Source organism: Thermobacillus composti KWC4 (genome assembly GCF_000227705.2).
GTDB classification, from domain to species: Bacteria; Bacillota; Bacilli; order Paenibacillales; family Paenibacillaceae; genus Thermobacillus; species Thermobacillus xylanilyticus.
Genome location: NC_019897.1, coordinates 687162 through 711051, shown reverse-complemented (window position 1 = coordinate 711051; position 23890 = coordinate 687162). Strand labels below are relative to the sequence as shown.

General features: G+C 59.7%; 21 protein-coding genes and 2 pseudogenes. 2 read left to right on the top strand and 21 right to left on the bottom strand.

What is annotated here, in order from left to right:
- Positions 1-250: 250 nt before the first annotated feature.
- The 10 genes and pseudogenes from THECO_RS03300 to THECO_RS03260 form a co-directional block, all read right to left on the bottom strand.
- Entirely contained in the window at positions 251-1624 is a 1374-nt protein-coding gene (locus THECO_RS03300) for an ISNCY-like element ISTco5 family transposase (protein ID WP_015253349.1), read from the bottom strand.
- A 182-nt stretch (positions 1625-1806) separates the two neighbouring features.
- Positions 1807-2889: a M56 family metallopeptidase gene (locus THECO_RS03295; protein WP_232427732.1), complete on the bottom strand. Its 1083-nt coding sequence runs from the start codon at positions 2887-2889 to the stop codon at positions 1807-1809.
- A gap of 30 nt (positions 2890-2919) precedes the next feature.
- Positions 2920-3075, bottom strand: a pseudogene (locus THECO_RS22795) (M56 family metallopeptidase); the annotation flags it as partial.
- 553 nt (positions 3076-3628) lie between these two features.
- Positions 3629-4681, bottom strand: a complete 1053-nt coding sequence (locus tag THECO_RS03290; RefSeq protein ID WP_232427730.1) for a LolA family protein — start codon at positions 4679-4681, stop codon at positions 3629-3631.
- A 53-nt stretch (positions 4682-4734) separates the two neighbouring features.
- Complete coding sequence (locus THECO_RS03285) at positions 4735-6207, bottom strand: sensor histidine kinase (protein ID WP_015253649.1); 1473 nt, start codon at positions 6205-6207, stop codon at positions 4735-4737.
- Positions 6204-6905, bottom strand: a complete 702-nt coding sequence (locus THECO_RS03280; protein ID WP_015253648.1) for a response regulator transcription factor — start codon at positions 6903-6905, stop codon at positions 6204-6206. The genes THECO_RS03285 and THECO_RS03280 overlap by 4 nt, the downstream gene beginning before the upstream one ends.
- Positions 6906-7320: 415 nt before the next feature.
- Positions 7321-8742, bottom strand: a complete 1422-nt coding sequence (gene rlmD / locus THECO_RS03275; RefSeq protein WP_157373506.1) for a 23S rRNA (uracil(1939)-C(5))-methyltransferase RlmD — start codon at positions 8740-8742, stop codon at positions 7321-7323.
- 62 nt (positions 8743-8804) lie between these two features.
- Positions 8805-9767, bottom strand: a complete 963-nt coding sequence (locus THECO_RS03270) for a diacylglycerol kinase (protein WP_041853772.1) — start codon at positions 9765-9767, stop codon at positions 8805-8807.
- A gap of 107 nt (positions 9768-9874) precedes the next feature.
- Positions 9875-10720: a sirohydrochlorin chelatase gene (locus THECO_RS03265; protein WP_015253645.1), complete on the bottom strand. Its 846-nt coding sequence runs from the start codon at positions 10718-10720 to the stop codon at positions 9875-9877.
- 2 nt (positions 10721-10722) lie between these two features.
- Entirely contained in the window at positions 10723-11013 is a 291-nt protein-coding gene (locus tag THECO_RS03260; RefSeq protein WP_015253644.1) for a YerC/YecD family TrpR-related protein, read from the bottom strand.
- 237 nt (positions 11014-11250) lie between these two features.
- Between THECO_RS03260 and THECO_RS03255 the strand changes: the two genes are divergently transcribed.
- Positions 11251-11733, top strand: a complete 483-nt coding sequence (locus tag THECO_RS03255) for a hypothetical protein (RefSeq protein WP_015253643.1) — start codon at positions 11251-11253, stop codon at positions 11731-11733.
- Between the two features lie 553 nt (positions 11734-12286).
- Here the strand turns inward: THECO_RS03255 and THECO_RS03250 are convergent.
- The 6 genes from THECO_RS03250 to THECO_RS03225 form a co-directional block, all read right to left on the bottom strand.
- A complete protein-coding gene (locus THECO_RS03250; RefSeq protein ID WP_015253642.1) occupies positions 12287-13297 on the bottom strand; it encodes an inorganic phosphate transporter in 1011 nt (336 codons plus the stop codon).
- Positions 13298-13336: 39 nt separating this feature from the next.
- On the bottom strand, positions 13337-13951 hold the full coding sequence (locus THECO_RS03245) for a DUF47 domain-containing protein (protein ID WP_041853771.1): 615 nt from the start codon (positions 13949-13951) through the stop codon (positions 13337-13339).
- Positions 13952-14065: 114 nt separating this feature from the next.
- The gene (locus THECO_RS03240) at positions 14066-15151 is read right to left on the bottom strand and encodes a DUF3048 domain-containing protein (RefSeq protein WP_015253640.1); all 1086 of its coding nucleotides are present in this window, start codon (positions 15149-15151) and stop codon (positions 14066-14068) included.
- 178 nt (positions 15152-15329) lie between these two features.
- Positions 15330-16148, bottom strand: coding sequence for an alpha/beta hydrolase (locus THECO_RS03235; protein ID WP_015253639.1), 819 nt, complete (start codon positions 16146-16148; stop codon positions 15330-15332).
- A 117-nt stretch (positions 16149-16265) separates the two neighbouring features.
- Positions 16266-17348 (bottom strand): lactonase family protein, encoded by a 1083-nt coding sequence (locus THECO_RS03230; protein WP_015253638.1) that lies wholly within the window; start codon positions 17346-17348, stop codon positions 16266-16268.
- A gap of 160 nt (positions 17349-17508) precedes the next feature.
- The gene (locus tag THECO_RS03225) at positions 17509-19095 is read right to left on the bottom strand and encodes a peptide chain release factor 3 (protein WP_015253637.1); all 1587 of its coding nucleotides are present in this window, start codon (positions 19093-19095) and stop codon (positions 17509-17511) included.
- A gap of 166 nt (positions 19096-19261) precedes the next feature.
- Between THECO_RS03225 and THECO_RS03220 the strand changes: the two genes are divergently transcribed.
- Complete coding sequence (locus THECO_RS03220) at positions 19262-19693, top strand: VOC family protein (RefSeq protein WP_015253636.1); 432 nt, start codon at positions 19262-19264, stop codon at positions 19691-19693.
- Positions 19694-20156: 463 nt separating this feature from the next.
- On the opposite strand, the gene THECO_RS22790 is transcribed toward THECO_RS03220, so the two are convergent.
- From THECO_RS22790 to THECO_RS03200, 5 genes and pseudogenes are all read right to left on the bottom strand, one after another.
- On the bottom strand, positions 20157-20339 hold the full coding sequence (locus THECO_RS22790; protein WP_041853770.1) for a WCX domain-containing protein: 183 nt from the start codon (positions 20337-20339) through the stop codon (positions 20157-20159).
- A pseudogene (locus THECO_RS22130) lies at positions 20314-20418 on the bottom strand (transcriptional regulator); the annotation flags it as partial. The pseudogene THECO_RS22130 and the gene THECO_RS22790, both read right to left, overlap by 26 nt.
- A gap of 89 nt (positions 20419-20507) precedes the next feature.
- The gene (locus tag THECO_RS03210; RefSeq protein ID WP_015253634.1) at positions 20508-21965 is read right to left on the bottom strand and encodes an ABC transporter substrate-binding protein; all 1458 of its coding nucleotides are present in this window, start codon (positions 21963-21965) and stop codon (positions 20508-20510) included.
- A 143-nt stretch (positions 21966-22108) separates the two neighbouring features.
- The gene (locus THECO_RS03205) at positions 22109-22975 is read right to left on the bottom strand and encodes a carbohydrate ABC transporter permease (RefSeq protein WP_015253633.1); all 867 of its coding nucleotides are present in this window, start codon (positions 22973-22975) and stop codon (positions 22109-22111) included.
- Positions 22976-22989: 14 nt separating this feature from the next.
- Positions 22990-23823, bottom strand: coding sequence for a carbohydrate ABC transporter permease (locus tag THECO_RS03200; protein ID WP_015253632.1), 834 nt, complete (start codon positions 23821-23823; stop codon positions 22990-22992).
- Positions 23824-23890: the final 67 nt, after the last annotated feature.

Sequence of the window (23890 nt, the reverse complement as noted above, 5' to 3'; positions counted from 1 at the left end):
AACGTTGATCTGAATCGAATGGACTGGGAAACCTCTACTTTTTTACAGTCCGCGAGGCAGATCCACTATATTCAGTGTTTGATATTACGGGCTTTCGAAATTTAGGATCATATGTTTCCAAGAAAAAAACTCCGCCATTGATGCGGAGTTGCTGCGTTAGTTGCTAATTAGTTGCTCCTGAAAAAGTCCGATCGTGAACATCACCTCATCCCCATCCTTTTTCAGGACTGCCCATTTACCTTATTCTTCCTTATTTTGCTGCCTTCGCGAGCATTTTGGCCGCTCTGTCCAGGTTGTGGGTCAGGATTCCGAACCCGACCCAGCTTTTTGAGCCGACAAGGCCCCGGTACCTGCTGCGGCCTAAACCGTACTTTCGCTTGAGGAGGCTGATCCTGGCCTCTCCTGCTGCACGGTAGCGCTGCAAGTCTTTGAACCAAGGTTGGTTTTCATGTTCCGTTCTCGCCTGGCCTTTCTTGCCCTTTCGGGGTAAGCTGGCCCGTTTGACGCCGAGCGCCGTCACTGCCGATTCGTTTTTCTTGCTGGAAAAACCGCGATCCGTCGCGACAGCTGTTGGGGCGACGCCGAATGTTTCGATGTGGGCTTTGACCGCCGGAATGAGCAGTTCATCGTCCGCCGGGTTGCCATTGTACACGGCATATCCGGTAATGAAGCCGCTCTCCGTTTCGTCAATCCGGACTTTATACCCGAACTCCGTTCCTTTGGCTAACTTGCCTTTCTTGATCGGCCGGGCTTCCGGATCGAAAAAGCTGACGATGCGATCCGGGATGACCCGCGTCCCCGATACGACTTGCTTGGCTTGGCGGATCAGTTGGCCGGTCAGCGTGATGGCTGTTTGAAGCCGCCCTTTGCTCTGTTGCGCCATCCGTTTGCCGGTCTCCCGTATTTTTGCGACAACCGCGTTTGCTTGCTCGACCACGGCTTCCGTCACTTCGATGACGCTTTCGGTGATCCGGTCGACTTCTTCCCAAGACTCCCGGCTGCGGCGGCGAAGTACCTTAGCGATGGACAGAATCTTCTCCTTGATCTCGGCGGTACGGTCTTCAAAGCCTTGCGCGGCATGGGAAGCGACTTGGCGGATCTTCCGCACCAGGTGGGTGATGACTTTGACGCCGTCCTGCAGCAAGGTTGCGTCTGTGGGGTGGTGAATGTCGGACTCCACGACCGTCGTATCGGTGCGCAATTTGCGATGCTTCAGCACCGCCTTTTCCTTCAGCTTGTGCAGGAGCGCTTCGTTCAACTGTTCGACGACTTCGTCGCCGTAGCGTTTGCGGGCGTAGATGAGCGTCGAAGGATCCGGCATCGGTTCATCGATCGCGATTCGGCAGAACAGGCGCCAAGTGATGCTGTCGCCGACTTCTTTGATCAAGGACTCGTATCCCAGGTTATACTTGCGTTTGAGCACCATGAGGCGCAAGTATTTCTCGATGGGGTAGGTGGGACGGCCCATCTTCGTCTTGGTTGGATGCTTTTCCATAAACGGCTGCAGGAAGCTTTCGTCGTCCAACAGTTCATCGATGATCGCCAATTCGGCAGGCAGTTTCCGTATTTCTTCTGGAAGAATCGTATCCCACAGGGTTAATTGTTCGTCGCGAAGTTTCAACAATTTTCTTCACCTCAAGGAAGGATTCCCAAGGGGCGATGTTGAACTATTAAGACAAAGGAATTCGCCTCTTGGGATAGGTTGTCTCGGCAACTTCCTATTTCCACATGGAGGAGATGAATTCCTTTTATTTTGCTTAAAACAGCCGACTTTTTCAGGGGAAACTAATTAATTTTTCTATTTGCTCAAGCACGTTTCTTCCGAAAGAAATCCGGATACGACTCCTTGAACCGGTCGATCATCCAATCCTTGCGCGCTTCCCGCCAGTCGGCATGCTTGCCCAAGCTTTGAATCCGCCAATACAATGGCGGGTGGAGCATAAATTGAAATTTCAGCAGCCGCCAAAACCACTTGTCCCGCTCCAAACTTGACGGCACTGGCGAATCGGTGCGCCCTTCCGGCAGACTGTAGACAACCGACCTTTCGCTGTCTCGCTCCTGGGCGCGGGCCAAATCCGCCAGTCCGTCTGCCATTTGCCGATACCCTCCGGAAAGCAGAGCGGCCCCCAGGTGATCCGCCCTGACTTCGCACCATTGAGAACAAAAAGACAAATAAACGGGAAAAACAAACATCAGCGCATACACCAGCACAAAGAGGAGAAAAGCACAGTTTTCAGCAAGCCACTTCAGTTCTGTAAAATACAAATATACCAACCCGCCCAAACCGACGAAAAGCGCAAGCCGCGCCAATTGATTCAGGAGCACGTCGCGTTTTTTCACATGAACCGCCTCGTGCGCCAGGATCGCTTCTACTGTATCCGGCGGCAGGCGCAAGGTGGCCGACGTCAGCATGATCGCCGCGCGGCCGATATTCATGCCCATCGCCATCCCGTTGTAAACCGGCGAATCCACAACAAACAGCCGCGTGCGGGGAATGCCCGCCCTTTTCAATATCGCCTGCGCCCGGTCATGAAGTTCTCCCTCGGCAAGCAGTTCCGCGTCCGTCGCTGCGATCAAAACACGGTCGGACACGTACAGATTCAGCGCCCACCACAAGAGGACAAACACCGCAGCGGCCCAGGCAGGCACATCCAGCCAGATCAGCATAAGCAGCAGTCCCGTATACGCGGAGATGCCTTTAACCGTAACGGCAAAATACCCTTTCCAGAACAGACGCTTAAGCACGGCAGGATGCCAAAGCGGCAGGACATCCTTTGTATGCTGAAGATTTAATGCACCAGGAACAACATGCTGCGGGCTGTCACCGACGCTCGCCTTGAAAGCTGCCTGTTTGCCATATGGCGCAAACACGTTTTTCCAATCGTTCACTTGCCGCGGGGTGATAAAAACATTTTCTCCGGGAAAGGAAAGCCTGAGTACCTCCCCAAATGAACTTGTATAATCCCGGTTTTCCGAAAAAAACGTAAACAGGGGATGCAGTTTCAGCAAATCCGGCCTGGATTCGCTCAGCACTTCCTTGACATCCTTCAGCGGATAATTCCGTGGCTGAAACAAGGAGAAGATGACCAGTCGTTCTTCTCCCGGCAGCCAATACAATCGGGCAGAGAAAAAAATTGCCTATCCGCTCAATCATTTTCGCCAACACGGATAAAAGCGTCATGCCGGCAATCAGTTTGGCGGCAACATAGCTGTCCGGGGCCAGCAGGAAAAACAGGACGGCTCCCGAACAAACGATGAGCGCGAGCCCCAGATCGGCGGCGATGCGCCTTTGATCTTTGTCCTGCAGCAATTCCACGGCATCAGCTTCCCGCAGTTTGCGCTCCAATTCCTTGTACTTCTCTCTTTTTTGCCGATCGGCAAGCTGACCAAAATTTCCGTAAGCGCTGGCCCCAAGCGTGAGCAAGATGGACGCCTGTCCGAACGGAAACACGATAAACAAACAGGCGATCACTGCGGCGGAAAACAAAATCTCCGCCGCGGAGGCGATTTCTTTCGGCAGCAGCACGGCAACCAGGTTGGTGAGAATGGCCAGAAATACAACAAGCACAATGGCCGGCATATCGGGCAGCACATGACCAGGGAACGCGTTGTCAAGCACGTTTTACGATCACTCCCCTGTGTACAATGCCATGCTGTCCGCCAAAGCCGTAAACTGTTCGAGCGTCAGGTTCGGATCGACGAATACGATCGAATAATTCAAGCCGTTTTCCTGCCATACAAGCGAGCGGAAATCCCCCATTTCCATATAGGTTCCTTCCTGGCCGCGAACCGTGACGGCCTCCTCTCCCGGAAGTCTGCCGATATCTTCTCCGCTGTCTTCCGGGGACGGAAACACGGTCATCGTAAACGAGGGAAGCCCGTCCTTCTGGTAATCGAAGTTCACTTCTTTGCGCTTCAGTTCGCCCGCAAGCTCCGCCAGTTCAATCCTGGAGATGGAAAGGCCGCCGCTTTCCGGGAAATAAAGAAATGCTGCGCCGATATTTTCCGCCGCTTCCGCAAGCGTCACTTCCGTGGTCCGGTTCATCTCTTCCAGATCAACGATCTGCACATGTTCCGGCAGTTCCAGGACGAACGTCTCGGCGGGAATCGCGGGGTTCAAATCGACCTTGGTCAGCACCATTTCACTCCGCACATCGCCGGAAGCGGAAACCATTTTGAGCACCATCCAGTTTTCCTTGTCAATCCACAGCTCCTGATCGCCGATCAGACTGTCCTTGTCTTTCGCTTTGGCGTTCAGACGGTAGGCCTCTCGCCCGGCAATTTTCTCTTCACCGCCGCCCGTGATCTCGTGCGTGTCCCGGATCATGTTCAGGAGCTGTTCCACCTGGTGTTTCGGCGACATTTGATTCAGTTCGGACAATTCCGCGTTTTCGATGAGAAACGCCTGATTCGTCTCCGGTTGGTAACTGATCAGTTTCGCGCCGTCATGCACGGCAATACTTTTTCCGCTGCCGTCGGCATACTGCGTTTCGGTTCGTCTTTGGCCTTCCTCGCTGACCCACTCTTTCAAGAGGATGCGTTCCGTTTCTTTGCCGCCTTCAACCGTCCTCATCTCCGCTTCCAGATAATACGACGCCGGTTCCTTCGCGCGTTCCAGCGCGTTGTTGATCACCTGCTCCGGCAAAAATGGACTGCCCGAAGAACAACCGAAAAGCCCCATTGCCAACACTCCGACCCCAAACATTCCCGCAATATTCCTTAACCTTGTGAATTTCACCGTTGTTCACCTTCTCTTGTTGTTTTCGGCAGGAAGCAGACGACACAAGTTCCGTCTCCCTTCTGCGCAAAAATGTGCACCGTTCCACCATGCTTCCGGATGATCTGGCGGGTGATGCTGAGTCCGAGGCCCGTCCCCCGCTCACCGTTTTTGCTCCGTGCCTCATCGGCCTGGTAAAGCGGCTCGAACACGCGGGACAGTTGTTCTTCATCCATGCCTTCGCCTTCATTCTGCACAATGAGATAGACGCCGTCCTCCTTATGCAGCTCTGCCTGATTCGTGACGAAGGAGAACAGGCCTTCCGGCAGCGGGCGGCCGGAGGAGACCGCGGCGAGCAAAATATTCGCTCCAGGCTTCGTATGCCGGACGGCATTGCTCATCAGATTGTCCGCCACACGCATCATCTGGCGCGGATTGACGCGGACAGTCCCCGTCACATCACAATGCACGCGCAGGCGAATGTTTTTCTCCCGGCATATCGGCTCGTAACCGGATAACAGCATTTCGAAAAATTCATCGCCGTCCACCTCGGCAAGCTCCATTTCGTATGCCGGCGACTGAAGCAGGGTGTACACCGTCAAATCGTCGAGCATCTGTTTCATGTAATCCGCTTTTTCGGCAATGATCCTGCTGTACTCCTCACGATCCTCAGCCTTCAGCTCATTTGGCAAAGCCAAAGATTCGGCATAGGCGCGAATCGACGTCAGCGGCGTTTTCAAATCGTGGGAGATGCTGGCGATCAGCAATTCTTTTTCCTGCTGCTGTCTGGCAATCTTCTCGTGAGCCTCCTCGATTTGCCGGCGCATCCCGTAGAAATGCTTCGTCAGTTCGCCGATCTCATCGTTTCCCGACGGCATTTCCTCGAACGGTTCCCGCCGGGCGAAGGCGGTCATCTGCTCCATCAGGCGGTTCAACCTGCGGTTCAACTTGCGGTTGACGAACCACACGACGGTCAAATAAATCAGCACAAACCCCCCGGCGAACACGAACGCCACCCAACGCGTGCGCTTGCCCACTCCCGCCGCCCACTCGTCCCGGCTCAACTGAAGTTCGAAAAACCCGGCCAGCTCATTGCCGTTAAACACCGGCTGCTTGTAACGGTAAGCGCGGAAGCCTTGTTCAAGTGTATACAAATTTTCGTACAATTGTTTCCGGCCGAGGGCAAAATGCGGCGGAACCTGCAACGGATTGGACGTATACAGCACAAGTCCGTCGCGGTTAAAGAGCACGATGGAAACTTGGGGGCTTACCAATTTTTCTATCTGTGGCCGTTCAATGTTCGGCTGGTACAGCGCGGGGTTGTCCAGAACAGACACGATCCGGTTCAGCTGCAGAGACTTTTGAACGTATTCTTCCACATTCCGATCGTTGTGGTATATGTTGATCCAGGCAAATAACAAATACGCCGCGGCGAGCGGGAGGAGCATGACGACAAAGTACGAAAGCAGGAGCCATGTTTTGATTTTCATATCGGCTCACCGATAAACCGGTAACCTTTGCCCCAGACCGTTTGAATGAAAGATGGATTTTTCACCGGATCGGCGAGTTTTTCCCGCAGCGATTTGACATGGACGGTGACGGTATGCAAGCCTTCGGCTTCAGCTTGCTGCCACACATGCTGATACAGCTCGTTTTTCGTGAAAACGGTCCCCGGGTTTTGCGCCAACACCTTCAAAAGCGCAAATTCTTTCACCGTCAAGGGGATTTCCCGGCCATTGAGCAGGGCTGTTTCCTGATCCCAGTGAATGGTCAGGCCAAGCGCATAATCCGTCTTGTCCGCGAGCTTCGGCATGCCTTGGTAACGCCGCCAGCGCCGCAAGTGGGACTCCACCCGCGCTTTCAGTTCCCCCAGGCTGAAAGGCTTGGCCACATAATCATCCGCACCGAGATGAAGACCTTCAACTTTGTCCTCATCTTCTTTGCGGGCGCTGATGATGATGATCGGAACATCGCTTTGCCAGCGGATATTTTTGCACAGATCAAAGCCGTCCATTTCCGGCAGCATGAGATCGATAAGAACCAGATCATAAGCACGGTCCTGAAAATCTTCCCAGCCTTCTGCCCCCGTGGTCGCCCATGTCACTTCGTATCCTTCACGAATGAACGTGTCGCGGATTACACGGGCAATTTCCGAATCATCTTCAACCAGCAGCAGTCGCGCTTTCATCGGCAGCTCCTCCTGTGAACCAATGTAACATAATTATGTGTAGTTCCTGCTTATTTTATCTTTTCTTTATAAATCTAAGGTCAACCGGACGCCAGACCGTCAGTGTCAAGCTAGCGTGGGCTGTCGTTTAAGATGCTTGGAACGAGAACTCCGAAGGAACCTCTACCTCCGGAATCGCTTTGCCTCGTTCTTTGAGCGGCAGAGAGATCAGGATACTCCCTCAACCACTGAACAATACGTTGTTCCATACCTCATGTAACTTAATCTTAAATGACGATTTTATAGAAATATTAAAGCTGATTTCATTTATTTCACGTATAAATTCACTGTAACGAGGCCCCGACGCCTTCAAAAAACAAGGTCCCGAACGCTTAATACGTCCGGGCTTAAGGCAGGTAAATGCGACTCCGATATATCATTTCCTTACGAGCAACACCACACACTCAACATGCCCCGTATGCGGGAACATGTCCACCGGCTGCACCTCCACCGTGCGGAAGCCGCCCGCCTCGAGCACCGCGAGATCGCGCGCCAGCGTCGCCGGGTTGCACGAGACATACACGACCCGCTTCGGCCGCATCCGCACGATCGTGTCGAGCAGCTGCGCGTCACAGCCTTTGCGCGGCGGATCGACGACGATCACATCCGCCGCGACGCCTGCCTCGCGCCAGCGCGGAATCACCTCTTCCGCGAGCCCGACCTCGAACGAGGCGTTCGCGATCCCGTTCAGCGCCGCGTTGCGCCGCGCATCCTCGACCGCCTCCGGCACCGACTCGACGCCGTACACCTTGCCCGCGCGCCGCGCCAGGAACAGCGAGATCGTGCCGATGCCGCAGTACGCGTCGATGACCGTCTCGCGCCCCGTCAAGCCCGCGTATTCGACTGCCTTCCGGTACAGCGCCACCGTCTGCGCCGGGTTCACCTGATAGAACGAACGCGCCGAGATTGCGAACCGGATGCCGTCCAGCTCGTCATGGATGACGTCGCTCCCCCACAGCACCCGCGTCTCGTCGCCGAAGATCACGTTCGTGTTCCGCGTGTTCACATTCTGCACGATGCTGCGCACATCCGGAAGCGCCCGCCGGATGCCCTCCACCAGCTCGTCCACGCGCGGAATGCGCGTCCCGTTCGTGACGAGACACACCATCGTCTCGCCGGTCGCAAAGCCGGTCCGCACGACGACATGCCTGAGCAGCCCGCGGCCGGTCGTCTCGTCGTACGCGCGGATGCCGAGCCGCGTGCCGAGCGCCTTCACCAGGCGCACCGCCTCGTCGTTCCGCTCGTGCTGGATGAAGCACGCGTCCATGTCGATGATGCGGTGCGAGCCCCGCGCATAGAACCCGCCGATCAGCGAGCCGGCCGCGCCGTCCGCCATATCGGCCAGCGCCATGCCGATCGGCACCTGCGCCTTGTTCCGGTAGCGCCACGGCTCGGCCATCCCGATCGTCGGGTGCACGACGACGCCCTCGCCCGCAACATCCGCCACCCGCAGCTTCCCGATCCGCGTCAGGCTGTCGATCACATGCTGCCGCTTCCACGCAAGCTGCGCCGCATAATCCATATGCTGCAGCTGACACCCGCCGCACTGCCGATAGATCGGACACGGCGCCTCCACGCGGTCGGGGCTGGCCTGAAGCAGCTCCAGCATTTTGGCGTAGCCGTACTGCTTCTTCACCTTCAGCACCTTCGCCTTAATCCGCTCGCCCGGCAGCGCGCCCTGCACGAACAGGGTGAATCCGTCCGCCCGTCCCACGCCTTCGCCGTCCTGCGTCAGACCGATGATGTCGAGCGTCACTTCGTCGTTTTTTCTCACCGGCACATCCGTCGTTGTTCTCACTGCCTGACCCCATTCCGCTTCACTTGATCACGTCAAGAAAATAACGTCAAGCGGCCGCCGCGTCACAACTGCGTGCCCGCGATCAGCCGCTTGCGATAAGACGCAATGCCTTGCTCATCCACGAAAATCTCGAGATGCCCCTTCAACGCCGTGAACGTGCACGGCAGCGTGCCGCCGTACTCGCCGTCCAGGTTGAGCTGCACGTGATCCTCCGTCGTCACCTTGATATGCCGCGACCGGAAATGCATGATGAGCGGATCGTTCAAATGCTCGCCCCTGAGCGCCAGCGTCGCCACCCGGAGGAACTCGGCGAGATTGCATTTCTTCAGAATGATGACCTCGAACAGCCCGTCGTCGATGCTCGCATCCGGCGCCAGCCGCTCGAACCCGCCGACCGAATTGCTGTTGCAGATCAGGAACAGCATGATCTTCTCGTGGATCTCGCCGACGCCTTCCGCCTCGATCCGCACCTTGGTCGGCCGGAAGTTCACCATTTTCTCGATGCCTTTCATATAATAGGCGAGCTGCCCGATCATCGTCTTCAGCTTGCTCGGCACCTCGTAGGACAGCTCCGTCAGCGAACCGCCGCCGGCGATATTGATGAAATACCGGTCGTTCGCCTGCCCGAGGTCGATCGTCCGCTTGTACTGGGCGACGATCAGGTCGACCGCGTATTCCCAGTGCTTCGGGATGCCGACCGCCCGCGCGAAATCGTTCGTCGTCCCGAGCGGCAGGATGCCGAGCGGCGGCCGTTTCTCATGGCGCGCCATCCCGTTGATCACTTCGTACAGCGTCCCGTCGCCGCCCGCGGCGATGATCATGTCGAAGCCGCGCTCGATCGCCTCCGAAGCCGCAATCGTCGCGTCCCCTTCGCCGGTCGTCGCGTGGCAGCTCGTCTCGATGCCGCCCCGCTCGAGCCGTTGCAGAATGTCCGGCAGCCTTCGTCTGATCTCTTCGCGGCCGGACGTCGGATTATAAATGAGTCTAGCCCTTTTGACTGCCAAGCCAACCCCCGCCTCATCCATGGCATCGGCCGGTAGGCCGCTTCCACCATTGTAGCCGGATTCGGCGTCCGTTTCCAGTTAACCTTCCGTGAAAAAAATAACCCCGCCGAACCGGCACGTTTTCCGTTTCAGCCCGACTGCCCGATACCGCCCAGCCAGCCTTCGAGCTGCCGCTCCATCCACCGGGAAATCGCCGGATTCGGCAGCAGCGCCTTGCCGTTGTACCGGTAGTCGAACCCGGACAGGCGCGCGGGAATCACCGTGTTCGTGAAATAACCGCGCGACAGAAACAGCGGCGCCACGATGACCGCGTCCGTCTCCGGTCCCGCGGCCGGCACCGCGCAGCAGCCGTCCGCCGTCGCTGCGCCTCCCGTGCGCGCCTGCCGCTTCGTCAGCGCCCGCATGACGCAGGCGGCCTGATCCGGCAGCAGCATCGCCGTCTCCGCGCGGGCGAAGCCGCCCAGCTCCCGCACGCGCGCAGCGAGCTTGCGCATCCCGTCCCGCCAGATGCGGTTCAAGCCGCGCTCGCGGCTGCCGTGCGCGATGAGCAGCAGCGCCTCCCGTTCCGGCGCGGTCGACAGCTCGCGCACGTTGTCCGCGATCAGCTCCGCGATGATCGGGTCGTCGTCGATCGGCAGGCCGACCGTGACGCGCGCCCGCCGCACCCGAAACGGCTCGAGCTCGCCTTCGCGGAACGCGGCCGGCGGCAGGCCGAACGCCTGCCGGATGTCGTCGACATGCGTGCTGCCCGACGATACAAAAAGCGGCAGCACGAACATCTCATCCACGCCGCGCGCTTCCAGCTCGTCGATCCCGTCCTGGATGAGCCGTCCTTCCACGCATTCCAGGAACGACGAAACGATCGGCACGCCTTCCGGCAGCCGCACGTCTCTGACCGCTTCGTCGACCAGCCGGACCCATTCCGCGTCGGGTGAGCCGTGGCTGATGACGAGCACGCCCGGTCTTGCGCCCATCGTCAGCGTCCCAGGCGGCCGAGCGCCAGCCGGTAACCGTCCGTGCCGTAGTTCAGGCAGCGCTTCACGCGGGAGATCGTCGCCGTGCTGGCTCCCGTCTCGGCCTCGATCTGGCTGTACGTCGCGCCCTGGCCGAGCAGCCGCGCCACCTCCAGCCGCTGCGCGAGCGACTGGATCTCGTTCACCGTGCACAGATCATCGAAGAAAATATAGCACTCATCCACCGTCTTCAGCGTCAGAATCGCCTCGAACAGTTGGTCGATCGTTTTGTCGTTGAGCTTCTTGAGCTGCATCCGGCGTCCCCCTCAAAGCGTCCTTGTAAGCTCATTGTAGAACGGAAGCGCGGTTTTTTCAAGCATTACCGTATTGGCGCTTTACAGGAGCGAAGAGAGCGCGGCCAGCACCATCCAAATCCGCCCGCTACCGGGCATTCGTCCATACGCGACGGGGTGGGCAACCGTCCATACGCGACGGTTGCCCATGCATACACTGGGGATGAACGATACCCATGAAAAGAGGTTGTGATCACCGTGAACCATTATACGCACTTGCCCGGCAGCCGCGGATTTACACAGCTGCCGGGCGCCGGTGCTCCTTTTCCCGGGGGACCGCAGGCCGGACCGCCCGCCGATCCGTTCGCCGGGCCGCCCGCCTACCTGCAGAGCGTGCCATATCCGGGACTGATTCCGGCGCAGGGCGCAGCCAAGCCGGGCGGTCTTCCGAATCTGGCGGATCTGAAGCTGATCATCGATCGGATGGGCGGCATCGAAGGCATTTTGAGCACCATACAGAAAGTCCAGAAAATCGTCGGCACCGTGCAGCAGTTCGCGCCGATGATCAAATTGCTCGCCGGTTCGCTGGGCTCGAAGAAGACCGCCGCAGCCGCAAGCACGAACACCGAACGGCGCCCCCGCCGGCGCAGACGGCGCGGCGGCCGAAGGCCGCGCAGCGGAAGAGCCCGGCGCGGATCGCGCAGACGCGCCGGCATCCGGAGCTTCGACGAGATGTTCTGACAACGAAAACGAAGGCTTTGCCTTCCCTCACCGGGCACCGGCAAAGCCTTCTTGCTGTACGACTCGGTTCTGATACTTGTCAAACCAGCCTGTCATCTGTTCCGAAGCAGTCGACTCCGATATCAGTTCCGCTCGTCAATGCTGACGTGTTATCCCGTTCGATCCACTTCCCTGTGGCATCCGCTCCTTTCCCACGTTTGTCGTCCGTGCAAGTGTCAGAGCGAAATTCGTGTGCTGCAGGTACGATGCTTCACAGGATCGCCATACACTTTCCCTTTTTTCAAGTTCATGCGCGTCATTCGTTATCCCGTCCGTTCTCCTATACGCATCACCGCCATATTCGAACTGACGCGGATGGAACCGCCGGTCACCGCTTTCAGTCCGCCCGCCTCGGCTGGACTGCTGTACCGGCGCCGCACTTTCATCATAATGGAGGACAAATTTTAAGCGCAATACCAAAATACGGTTGAGGCTTGGGCGTTTCCCGCGCCCAACAAAAAAACCTTCGCATCCGCGCCCATCCGAACGCCCTGCAAAGGTTCCCCACACACACTCACAGGAACAAAAACTCGATAATCTTGAACACGATCGCCGCGATCACGGCCGAAATCGGGATCGTGATGATCCACGCGGACACGATGCGCCCGGCAACGCCCCAGTTCACGCTCGAGAACCGCTTCGCGCTGCCGACGCCGAGGATGGCCGACGTGATGACATGCGTCGTGCTCACCGGCAGCCCCGTCGCCGTCGCCGTCATGATGACACTCGCCGCCGTCGTATCCGCCGCAAAGCCGTTCACCGGCTCGATCTTGAAAATTTTCGTCCCCATCGTCTTGATGATCTTCCACCCGCCGACGCTTGTCCCGAGCGCCATCGCAAGCGCCGCCGAGAACTTGACCCAGAACGGCACCTCCAGCGAATCCTGGTACTGCGCCGCCACAAGCGCCATCGTGATGATCCCCATCGCCTTCTGCGCGTCGTTCGTTCCGTGCGTGAACGCCTGGAACGCCGCCGTCAGAATCTGCATCGAGCGAAAGCCCTTGTTCACCAGGTGCGGATTCGCCCGCGCGAAGATCAGCTTGAGCAGCGTCATGACGATATAGCCCGCGGCAAACGCAATGATCGGCGAGAAAACGAGCGCCTGCACGATGCTGGTGAATCCCGACGCGTTCACGCCGCCGAACCCTTCCGAAGCGATGACGGCGCCCGCCAGAGAGCCGATCAGCGTGTGCGACGAAGACGACGGGATGCCGTACCACCAGGTGATCAGGTTCCATGCAATGGCCGATATCAGCGTCGCAATCACAATCTGCACGCCATATGTCAAAGTCGCCGGGTCCGCCACCTTGCCGCCGATCGTCTTCGCGACGCCGGTGAACATGATCGCCCCGACGAAGTTCATGATGGCCGCCAGAATAATTGCCATCCGGGGCGTCATGGCGCGCGTCGAAACGCTCGCCGCGATGGCGTTGGCCGTATCGTGGAACCCGTTGATGAAGTCGAAAGCAAGCGCCAGAACAACGACGACGCAGACGATGACAAACATGCTATCGAAAGCTGGCATCTGTTGATCCATTCCCCTTGTGTCGGTTCGCTGCGCCCGTCAGCTGTTCCGCATGATGATCGTCTCAAGCGTGTTGGCCACGTCTTCGCAGTAGTCGGTCGTCGATTCAAGCCGCTCGTAGATCTCTTTCCGTTTCATCAGCTCGATCGGATCCGTCACGCTCGAGAACAGCGATTTGATGCACTCCCGCATCAGATCGTCCGCCTCATTTTCCAGCTCGTTGATGGCGATCGCATGTTGGCGCATCGCCAGCAGTTTCTTCTGCGAGAGGAGCTGGACCGCCTTGCGAATCTCGTGCGAGCACTTGACCAGAATCTCCGCGAATACGGACACGTACTTGTCATGCTCCCGGATCTGGTACATCTCGAACCGGGACGCCAGCGCCTCGATGCCGTCGAGCACGTCGTCCAGCGAACCGGTCAGCTTCAGGATGTCATCGCGATCGATCGGCGTAATGAACGTCTTGTTCAGCTCGGTCAGAATCGTATGTACATGCCGGTCGCATTTCGATTCGAATTCTTTCATGTCACGGGCGAACGATGTCAGGTCAGTCAGCTGCGGCACATGCTTGTGAAAATATTCGACCGCCTCGACGATCGTGTCCGCCATCTCTTCGAACGTCTGGAAGAAAATGCTTTTCTTACGGTTGAACATGGAACTCCCCTTCGCCATCGGCTTGGCCTGAATGAACCTCACTTATCTTAGCACATCTGCCTGTCCCATGTTAAGTGGACGTAAAGTGACAGTCTCATGCGGCAGCACGCAAGCCTAAGCGTTCTCCGGCTGCCGGATCGTCACATGATCCGCCACCGACTTCTCGTCCGGCACGACATGATAATAGACCGTTCCGCGCGCAAAAGGCAGCTCGGCGCCGTCTTTCATCAGCCGGATGACGCCGCTTGCGTCGCGCTCCCACGTGCACTCGATCGCTTCGCCGCGGCGGATCAGCATGGCCGGACCGCCGGAGTCCAGATCCACCGCCAGCCGCCCTTCATCGTCAAGCACCTTGTGGGACGTGCCGAGCACTACCAGGTTCGTCGCCGCAAGCTGCTCCCCGCTGACCAGATCGGTATGCGGCTCGCCGTTGATGAACCGGAGATACTGGCGCTTTTCTGCATCGTAACGGTACGTCAAGATGTAGTTTTTCAGCTGGAAACGGATATCGATCTCCAGGGCGCTGCCCGCCGCCGCTCCGTCTCCCTCATCGTCCAGAAAACGGTACGCCGGAATCGCCGCATCCGCCGCATACCCCCGCTTCTCCGCGCCCGCGCGCAGGTTCGGCAGATCCGAGTACAGATTGTGCGGCGCCTTGCGCGACTTGTCGCGGCGGAAATAAGCGCCCGCGTTCGTGATCTCGTCAAGATGTTCCTTCTTCTGCTTGCGCAAAATCCCGTAAGCGTCGGTGCTCGCCCCGGCATGCACGATGACCGCGTTGTATGATTCCGCCAGCTCGATCATGTACGGGCGGATGCTGCGGATCGGTCCGATCGCCCCGTCATACGCCTCATCGCTCTGGAAAATCGCAATCAGCCGCGTAATGCCGCCTTCCGCGAGCACTTCCCACACCACGTCGGCGTGCGGCAGGCCGGATTGGGGCCGCGCCGGCTTCAGATTATTGATCATGACCGCCACCGGCCGCTTTTTCGCTTCTTCATCGCGCGGAAGCCCGGTCAGCGGCGCGAAATAAGCGGGCTGCGGTTCCGGCTCCGGGACCACATTCGGCTCCTGCTGATCCGCATCCTGATCCGCATTCCCGTTGTTCTCCTGCTTGCCGCCGCATCCCGCCGCGAGCAGCAGCATGAGCAGCGCAAGCAGCAGAAGCAGCACCTTCCGGGCGTTTCGCGGTTTGTTCACGCTTCGATCCCTTCCTTGTCATCCCCTGTTTTTTCACCGATGTCTCTATTAAACCACAGAACTTGTCCAATTGTCCCGTCACATCTCATCAAATGGATGCCCGCTCTTCGACAAACCGCCCGACAGGCCCAAGAAAAAAAACGGCGCGATCCTTCTCCGGACCCCCCGTTTTCCTTGCTCAGATGCTCCAGTGGTGCCACTCTTCCTGCCGGGCCGACAGCCCGTTCAACCAGTTGATCGTGTGCCGGATCGCTTCCTCCTGTGCTTTTCGCGCCGAGTACGTATGATCCGCCTGGAACAGAATTTCCTTCTCGCAGCTTCCCTCGCTCCGCATCCAGAGCAGCTTCTGCATCAGGAAGGTGTAATCCGTCGGAATGACGTCGTCGGATGTGCCGTGCAGGAGCAGCACATCGCCCGTGAATTGCGGCGCCGCCTGGAACGGCTGGTGCTCGGCCAGCGATTCGAAGAACCGCGGCTTCAGCGAATAGCCGAGATAGTCCGCCTCGCCGCGCGCCATCGCCTCGTCGTAGACATGGCGGCCGACGATCCGCACAATGTCGTTGAACGGGTGGAACGCCGCCGACCAGAGCACGAGCTGCCGCACCCGCCTGTCCTTGACCGCCGTATGCAGCGCGACCGCTCCGCCCAGACTGTGGCCGAGCAGCGTCACCCGCTGCGGGTCGATGTCGCAGATGTCCAGCACATAGTCGAGCGCCGTCCGCGTCTGGCCGATCATCGACGAGAAGCCGAGCGAGCCGTAGTCGCCCGTGCTTTCGCCGCATCCGCCGTAATCGAAGCGCAGCGCGTAGTAGCCCGCCTCCGCCAGCGCCCGGGCCGTCTTGACGAACAGCCGGTCCACGCCGATGCGGTTGCCGACGAAGCCGTGGCAGATGATGACCGCCGGCGCTCTTCCTTCTTCCCGTTTCTCGCCCGCCGGATAATGCAGCGTCGCCGCCAATTCCAGGGATTCGAACTTCAGCGTCAACGATTTCTCCATCCCGGTTCCCTCCCGCATGACGCTCATTAATCTGATATATCCGATTCTAATACTTGGTTTTATCATAATCGGAAAGCCGCCCGTTGTCAATGGACGGGCGGCTTGCGATTTCGAACTTCAACCCGCCGATACCAGCTCCGGCGGCGCCGGCGTCATGACGATGCACACCGGTTTCGCGCTGGCGTACGGCTCGCCGACGGCGGCCGGCATGCCGTCCGGGCCGATGCGCATCACGTCGATCCGGTTGTCGTCCTGCGCGGCGACGAGCAGATGCCGTCCGTCCGGCACCGGCACGAAGTTGCGCGGCGTCCGCCCGGTGGGCGCGTGCCCGATGAAGGTGAGCAGGCCGTCCGGACCGACCGAGTAGACGGCCAGGCTGTCGTGGCCCCGGTTGGACGCGTACAGCCATCGGCCGCCGGGATCGAGATGGATGTCCGCCGCCAGATTCGCTCCCTTGAAGTCCTCCGGCAGCATCGGCACGCGCTGCAGCAGCTCGCCGGCCGCCCGCTCCGCATCGAAGGCATAGACCGACACCGTCGAAGACAGTTCTTCCAGCAGATAGAGGAGCGGCAGCGACGGATGAAACGCCAGATGGCGCGGTCCGCCGCCCGGCGTCGTATGAATGGCGCCCGCCGGTTCGAACTTCCCGTCCGGGCTCGTCCGGTAGACCATCAGCCGGTCGATGCCCAGATCGCAGACGATCCGGTACCGGCCGGACGGGTCGCTCATGATCGAATGCGCATGCGGCGCTTCCTGCCGGTCCGGACGCACACCGCTGCCGGCATGCTGCACCGTGTCGGAGGCCGGCAGCAGCCCGCCGTCTTCCCGGACGGGGTAGACCGACGCGTTGCCGCCCATATAATTGGCGACGTACACGCGCGAGCCATCCGGCTCCAGGCAGACATAGCACGGCGAGCGGCCGTGGGACGGCTGGCGGTTGATGAGCGCGAGCCTGCCCGTCGCGCGGTCGACGCTTAGCGCGGCCACCTCGCCTTCGCCGTGCTCGCTCACCGCGTACAGCACATACCGGCGCTCATCGAACGCCAGATACGATGAATTTGCCACGCCGCCGCATCCGGCGAGCCGCTTGAGCTCGCCCCGTTCCGCATCGAACAGCAGCGTCTCGATACCTTCCCGATCCGCCGGCGTATAAGAACCGGTAAACACCAGCCACCAGCGGTTTGCCTCCTGCCGTGCCATGCCGCTCAACTCCTCCGCTTGTTTCGCTCTGCCGGTATTGCGCCGGTATTGCGCCGATCTCCCGCTTATACCGGCCTGTGCCTGATTGCGCCGCACGCCCGCGTTTTTCCGGCCCGCGCTGCATTTTTTACGCCTTTTTACGCCTTTTTACGCCGCACCATTACGGCGCCGTCTCGAGGAACGTGACGTCCGGATTTTTCTCCATCGCCGTCCGCAGCGCATATTCGCTCTCGAACAGCGCGACGAGCCGGTCCTTCTTGTCCCGCACCACCGTCGAGTTGATGCGGAATTTCGACGTGTCGATTTTGTCCCCGACGAGCCAGCGGGCGAACTGGAATGGCATCCGGTGCAGCTCGATGTCGACGCCGTACTCCACTTTCATCCGGTACTCGAACACCTCGAACTGCAGCTGGCCGACGACGCCGAGAATCGTCTCGTCGAACCCGCTCGTCGAATAGAACACCTGCACCGTGCCTTCCTCGGTCAGCTGGTCGATCCCTTTCTGGTATTGCTTGTGCTTCATCGCGTTTTTGACCGTGACCTTCGCGAACAGTTCCGGCGAGAACGTCGGCAGCTCGTCGAACACGATGTCCTCTTTTTCCGCCAGCGAGTCGCCGATCCGGAAAATGCCGGGGTCGAACAGCCCGACGATGTCGCCGGGATACGCCTTTTCGACGATATCCCGATCCTGCGCGAGGAACTGCTGCGGCTGCGACAGCTTGATCTCGCGTCCGGCCCGCACATGCCGCACCGTCATGCCGCGCTCGAACCGTCCCGAGCAGATCCGCAGGAAGGCAATCCGGTCGCGGTGCGCCGGATTCATGTTCGCCTGAATCTTGAAAATGTACCCGCTGAACCGGGGGCTGAGCGGCTCCACTTCGCCGTTTTGCGATTTCCGCGGCGTCGGCGCCGGCGCGAGCTCGAGGAAGTTCTCGAGGAACGTCTGCACGCCGAAATTGTTGATCGCGCTGCCGAAGAAGACCGGCGTCAGTTCGCCGCGCCGCACCTTCTCCAGATCGAACGGGTCGCCCGCGACATCGAGCAGTTCGAGATCCTGGCAGAGCTGCTCGTACAAATAATCGCCGGCGATGGCGCGGACGCTCTCGTCCCGGTAGTCGTCCACCTTGTGGACTTCGATCGTGTCGTGGTTGTTCCCCTGGAACCGCTCGACCTGATGTTTCATCCGGTCATAGACGCCGCACAGCTCCCGGCCCATCCCGATCGGCCAGTTCATCGGCACCGAACGGATGCCGAGCACCCGCTCGATCTCCTCCATCAGATCGAACGGATTCCGGCCTTCCCGGTCGAGCTTGTTGATGAACGTGAAGATCGGGATGCCCCGCTTCGCGCACACCTGGAACAGCTTGATCGTCTGCGCCTCGACCCCTTTGGCCGCGTCGATCAGCATGACCGCGCTGTCCGCGGCGGTCAGCGTGCGGTACGTGTCCTCGCTGAAATCCTGGTGGCCCGGGGTGTCCAGAATGTTCACCCGATGGCCCTTGTAGTCGAACTGCAGCACGGAGCTCGTCACCGAGATGCCCCGCTGCTTCTCGATTTCCATCCAGTCGGATGTCGCATGCCGGTTGGCCTTGCGCGCCTTGACGCTGCCCGCTTCGCGGATGGCGCCGCCGAACAGCAGCAGTTTCTCCGTCAGCGTCGTTTTCCCGGCGTCCGGGTGGGAAATAATGGCGAACGTGCGGCGGCGCATCACTTCCGTCCGCAGTTCTTCGAGCACATCGCTCTTCATACACGCAGTCCTTTCTCATCCTCAGCAAAATAACATTCCAATTATACCACATCCGGATTCATGACCGTACCTGTCACCAATCCGCGATACAATGGCTTCGGACCGGGCGGATTCCATCCCCTGAACCGCCCGGCGCAAAGATCAAACTCGCAAGGGAGAGATGACCATGACGTACAAGGCAACTCCGTTCATCCTGCTCGACGGACAGGCCCGGGAGGCGATCCGGTTCTACGAATCGGCTCTCGGCGCGCAAGTCGTCCTCGTCAAGACCTACGGCGAGGCGCCGGACGCCGACGACCAGGGGCTGTCCGCCGAAGCCCGCGAACGCGTCACCCACTCGGTGCTCGTGTTCGGCGGCGCCGAGCTGTACGTCGCGGATTGTCTGCCCGAGGAACCCGCGCATGCCGGCCCCCGCGTCCAGATCTGCGTCACGGCGCCCGACGTCGCCGCCTCCACCCGCATCTTCAGCGCGCTGAAGGACGGCGGGGAGGTCGTCGCGCCGCTTGAACCGATCTACTTCAGCCCGGCCTACGGCATCGTCAGGGATCGTTACGGCGTCACGTTCCAGATCTTCACGGAGCGGCCGGCGGAGAATTAATCGGCCGGGTGGCAAAGTGCACGCCCGATTGCGGGCTCTAACGGCACCCTGTTCCGTTAGAGCTCACCAGCGTGCTGCGATGTGGCCGCTGACGGAACACCGTTCCGTTACAGGCGGCAGTCACACACGACTGTCAGCGGGCATTAACGGCATTCCGTGTCGTTAATGCTCGTTCCCGCGTGGCTGCCAGCCCCATTAACGGCATTTCGTGCCGTTAAACGCAGCATAAGGCATCCGGACACGCCCGACTGCTGGCATTAACGGCATTCTATGCCGTTAATGACCAGTCCCGCGTGGCTGCCCGCCCCAATAACGGTATATCGTGCCGTTACAGGCGGCGCAATGGCCTACGGCCGGCGTGATCTGCGCGATTGCCGGACCGCGCCCCCTCCAACCCCGAAGCAATCCGCGCATGCCGCCGTCCAGACGGGCGCAGCCATCCCCAATCCGCGGGCTTCACCGCCTACTCCCAATAGCGCTCCAACCGCTCCGCCAGCCGCCTGCGGATTTCCGCCCGGAGCTCCTCGGGCCCTTCCGCATCGGCCTCGCTCCCCAGCGCGATGAACAATTCCGCGAAGAACGGCAGATCGCCGCGCGGCACCTCCGCATCGACCTTCCCGCAGCCCCGCGTAATGGCGCAGCGCATGGATCGCGAAGAAGACGGCGGCCGCTTCCCCTTCCGTGAACGCGATCGGCGCAATCACCCGCTCCCGCAGCACCTGATAAGCTTGCCCGGCGAAACCCGCACCCGCCAAGCAGCAACCAGGGCGCCCCGCGGGTCCCTCGACCCGCAGAACGCCCTGCCCCGCAACAACTATTCCATCACAATCTTGTCAAAATAATCCGCCTGCACCTGCGCGGCCGCCGCATCCAGCTCTTTCTTCAGATCGACGCCCTTCTCCGAGAACACTTTCTGGATGACGTTCGTCATCGCCGCGTAGTAATCCTGCGTATGATATTGCGCCTCCGGCTTGCCGTCCAGCAGCCGGTTCGATTCCGGATCGTACTTGTACACGTTGTCGTACCGTTCAAAAATCGCCTGCACCTTCTGCCCGTACTCCGAGTTGTTGTCGAAGTAGTTGAACTGCGGCGGGACGAAGAACTTGCCCTCATCCTTGCGCGCCTGAATGTCCCGCTCCAGCGACTCCAGATAATCGTCCGTGAAATAGTCGAACGTGATATAGTCGAAAGCCGCCTTCTGCTCGGCCGGCGTGGCGTTCGGGTTGATGACGAGCCAGTCGCCGCCCAGCACCCCGATGTGCCGGCCGTCTTTCTCATAGGCGGGCATCGGGAACGTCAGCACGTTCTCCGGCTGCATGCCGCCCTGGTTCAGCGCCTGATCGAGCGGACCTTCCGCGCCCGCGATGACCATCGCCGTGCGCCCCTGCGCGAAGGCGCCGACCGCTTCGCCCCAGTTGAGCGCCCAGTCCTGAGGTATCGCGTTCGCTTCCCATCTGAGCCGGTGATACAGCTCCAGCGCCTTCAGCCCGGCTTCGGAGTTGAACACCGCCGTCACTTTTCCGTCCTTCACTTCCTGAATCTCGCCGCCGGCTTCGAACAGGAAGTTCGTCCAGTTCCAGCCCGCTTCGTTGCCTTTGCCCATCGGCGCGATGCCGGCGATGCCCTTGTCCGGCTCCGCCACCGCCCGGGCGGTCTGCAGCATGTCTTCCCACGTCCAGTCGTAGCCCGGCACCGGCACGCCTTTGTCGTCCAGCAGCTTCTTGTTCATCACGATGCTGGTCGTGTAGCCTTTCTGCGGAATGCCGTACACTTTGCCGTCAATGATGAATTGGTTCGCCAGAATCGGGTTGATCTGATCCTTGTACGGATATTGGTTCCACAGCTCCGTAATGTCGGCCGCCCAACCCTTCTCCACCAGAAATTTCGCCTCGGTCGCCCAGGTGTTGAAGAACGTCGGCGCCTCGTTGGCGGCCATCTTCAGGCCGATCTCGTCGACCGAGTAGTGCCAGTCGCTCTTCACGATATTGACGTGCGGATACTTCTCCTGGAAGCGGCGGATCTTGTCGTCTTCCAGCCGCCGCGCCTCCGTCTGGTCCGGAAGCGGATAGTAAATGCTGATCGTCACTTCCTCCGGCGCCTCCTCCTGCTGACCGGACGAATCGGCCGTACTCTCCGACGATTGGCCGTTCCCGGCAGTCGAGCCGCCCGACGAACCCGCTTGATTGTCCTTCTGGCCGCCGCCCCCGCCGCAAGCGGCGATGATCGTTCCCAAGAGCACGAGACAGCAGGCCAATGCCATCAACTTGCGCATCCGATAACTCCCCTTCTATTCGTTGGATCGTGTTACAGCCCCATCATAGTGCAAGCGCTTCAAGAGCTGAATGTGCGTTCCTACTCCGTTAGTGTGCAAGATTACGAAGGTGCACCCGCCGCCCGGCACACAGCCGATGCCCGTCACCCCTTCACGCTTCCCAGCTGCAGCCCCCGCATGATGAACCGCTGGAACAGCAGGAACACCGCGATCGGCGGAATCATGACGATGGACAGAATCGCGAACCGGATGTTCAGGTCCAGCTGCCGCGCGCCGATGACGTATTTGTAAATCGCGGTCGACAGCGGGTACATCGTGCTCTTGTGCATGATGAGCGAAGGCCAGAACCAGTCGTTCCACGCCGTCGAGAAAATGAAAATCGCCAGCGTCGAGTAGATCGGCACTGACAGCGGCAGCGCGATCCGGCTGAAGCAGCGCCAGTCGGAAGCGCCGTCCATCCGCGCCGCCTCGAACAGTTCATGGTGAATGCCGTCCATGAACGTCTTGAGCAGCAGCAGATAGAACGCGTTGGCGCCCGCCGGCAGCCAGAACGCCCAGAAGCTGTTCATCAGCCCGAGCTCCTTGATGTTGACGAAGTTCGGGATGATGTACGTCGTCGGCGGAATGAACAGCGTCATCAGGAAGAACGTCGTGACCGCCCGCTTGTACGGCACCCGCAGATGGGACAGACTGAACGCCGCCGCTCCCAGCACGACGAAGATGACCATCGCATTCCCGCCGAAAATCAGCAGCGTGTTCCGCAAATACAGCGGCATGTCGAAGAACTGCCAGCCTTCCCGGTAGTTGCGCCAATGCCATCCGTCCGGGAAAAAGGTCGGCGGAAACGAGTTCACGGCCGCGTTCGTCTTCAGCCCGTTGAACAGCGTCACGAAAATCGGATACAGCATGGAGACGACCATCAGCGCGATGATCAGGATGACCAGACCGTACATCAACTTCACGCCCGGCCTGCGAAAATCGTACCGGGACAAAATGCCGCGCTCAACCATTCTGCCGCTCCTCATCATGCGCCCGCTCCTTTGTCTTGCAGACGGTTCCGGATGACCGCAAGCAGGGCCAGCACGAGGAACATCAGCACGCCGAGCGCGGAAGCGGCCCCGATCTCCAGCTTCGTCGTCGCGTACTTCACGATGAGCAGCGCGTACGTCAGCGTCGCCTTCATCGGTCCGCCGTCGAGCATCGCGAGCTGCGACTGGTAGCTCTGCGACGTGGCGATCAGCTGCATGACCAGCATGAGCAGCACAAGATTGCGGATCGACGGCAGCGTGATGTGGCGGATGCGCGCCCAGATCCCGGCGCCGTCGATCTCGGCGGCTTCATACCAGTCCTTCGGAATGCTGAGCACCGCGGCCAGATAGATCAGCATGGCGGAGCCGAACTGCTGCCAGGTCTCCATGAGGACGATCGAGATCATCGACCAGTCCGGATCCGTCATGAAAGCGACGGAATCGAGGCCGAGCGCCTGCAGCGCCGCGTTGATCGGCCCTACGGGATCATAGAACCACCGCCAGAGCCCGTACAGGACGACGAGCGGCACGACGTTGGGCAGATACGCGGACGCGCGCACGAAGCCCTGGAACCGCCGCAGCTCCGATACCGCCAGGGCAAAAAAAATCGGCACCCAGAAGCCGATCGTAAGGCACAGCCCGACGAAATAGAGCGTGTTCCGGACCGCGACCAGGAGGTCCCGGTCGCCGAGCACGGTCCGGTAATTGTCCCATCCGACGAACGTGTTGCCGTGGACGAAGTCGACTTGATAGAAACTGTACACGAACCCTTTCGCAATCGGCAGCCACAAGAACACGATGAAGATCGCGGCCGCCGGCAGCACAAACATGCAGCCCCAGAAATATTTCCTCAGCTTCCCTCATCCCTTTTCTCTTTTTCTCCCATTGTAGGGACGA

Bases quoted from the DNA above. Each gene is read 5' to 3' on its own strand.
- THECO_RS03290 (WP_232427730.1), bottom strand. From the start codon at position 4,681: ATGGGGCTTTTCGGTTGTTCTTCGGGCAGTCCATTTTTGCCGGAGCAG.
- THECO_RS03285 (WP_015253649.1), bottom strand. From the start codon at position 6,207: ATGAAAATCAAAACATGGCTCCTGCTTTCGTACTTTGTCGTCATGCTC.
- THECO_RS03280 (WP_015253648.1), bottom strand. From the start codon at position 6,905: ATGAAAGCGCGACTGCTGCTGGTTGAAGATGATTCGGAAATTGCCCGT.
- THECO_RS03270 (WP_041853772.1), bottom strand. From the start codon at position 9,767: ATGGATGAGGCGGGGGTTGGCTTGGCAGTCAAAAGGGCTAGACTCATT.
- THECO_RS03265 (WP_015253645.1), bottom strand. From the start codon at position 10,720: ATGGGCGCAAGACCGGGCGTGCTCGTCATCAGCCACGGCTCACCCGAC.
- THECO_RS03260 (WP_015253644.1), bottom strand. From the start codon at position 11,013: ATGCAGCTCAAGAAGCTCAACGACAAAACGATCGACCAACTGTTCGAG.
- THECO_RS03250 (WP_015253642.1), bottom strand. From the start codon at position 13,297: ATGCCAGCTTTCGATAGCATGTTTGTCATCGTCTGCGTCGTCGTTGTT.
- THECO_RS03245 (WP_041853771.1), bottom strand. From the start codon at position 13,951: ATGTTCAACCGTAAGAAAAGCATTTTCTTCCAGACGTTCGAAGAGATG.
- THECO_RS03235 (WP_015253639.1), bottom strand. From the start codon at position 16,148: ATGGAGAAATCGTTGACGCTGAAGTTCGAATCCCTGGAATTGGCGGCG.
- THECO_RS03230 (WP_015253638.1), bottom strand. From the start codon at position 17,348: ATGGCACGGCAGGAGGCAAACCGCTGGTGGCTGGTGTTTACCGGTTCT.
- THECO_RS03225 (WP_015253637.1), bottom strand. From the start codon at position 19,095: ATGAAGAGCGATGTGCTCGAAGAACTGCGGACGGAAGTGATGCGCCGC.
- THECO_RS03220 (WP_015253636.1), top strand. From the start codon at position 19,262: ATGACGTACAAGGCAACTCCGTTCATCCTGCTCGACGGACAGGCCCGG.
- THECO_RS22790 (WP_041853770.1), bottom strand. From the start codon at position 20,339: ATGCGCTGCGCCATTACGCGGGGCTGCGGGAAGGTCGATGCGGAGGTG.
- THECO_RS03210 (WP_015253634.1), bottom strand. From the start codon at position 21,965: ATGCGCAAGTTGATGGCATTGGCCTGCTGTCTCGTGCTCTTGGGAACG.
- THECO_RS03205 (WP_015253633.1), bottom strand. From the start codon at position 22,975: ATGGTTGAGCGCGGCATTTTGTCCCGGTACGATTTTCGCAGGCCGGGC.
- THECO_RS03200 (WP_015253632.1), bottom strand. From the start codon at position 23,823: ATGTTTGTGCTGCCGGCGGCCGCGATCTTCATCGTGTTCTTGTGGCTG.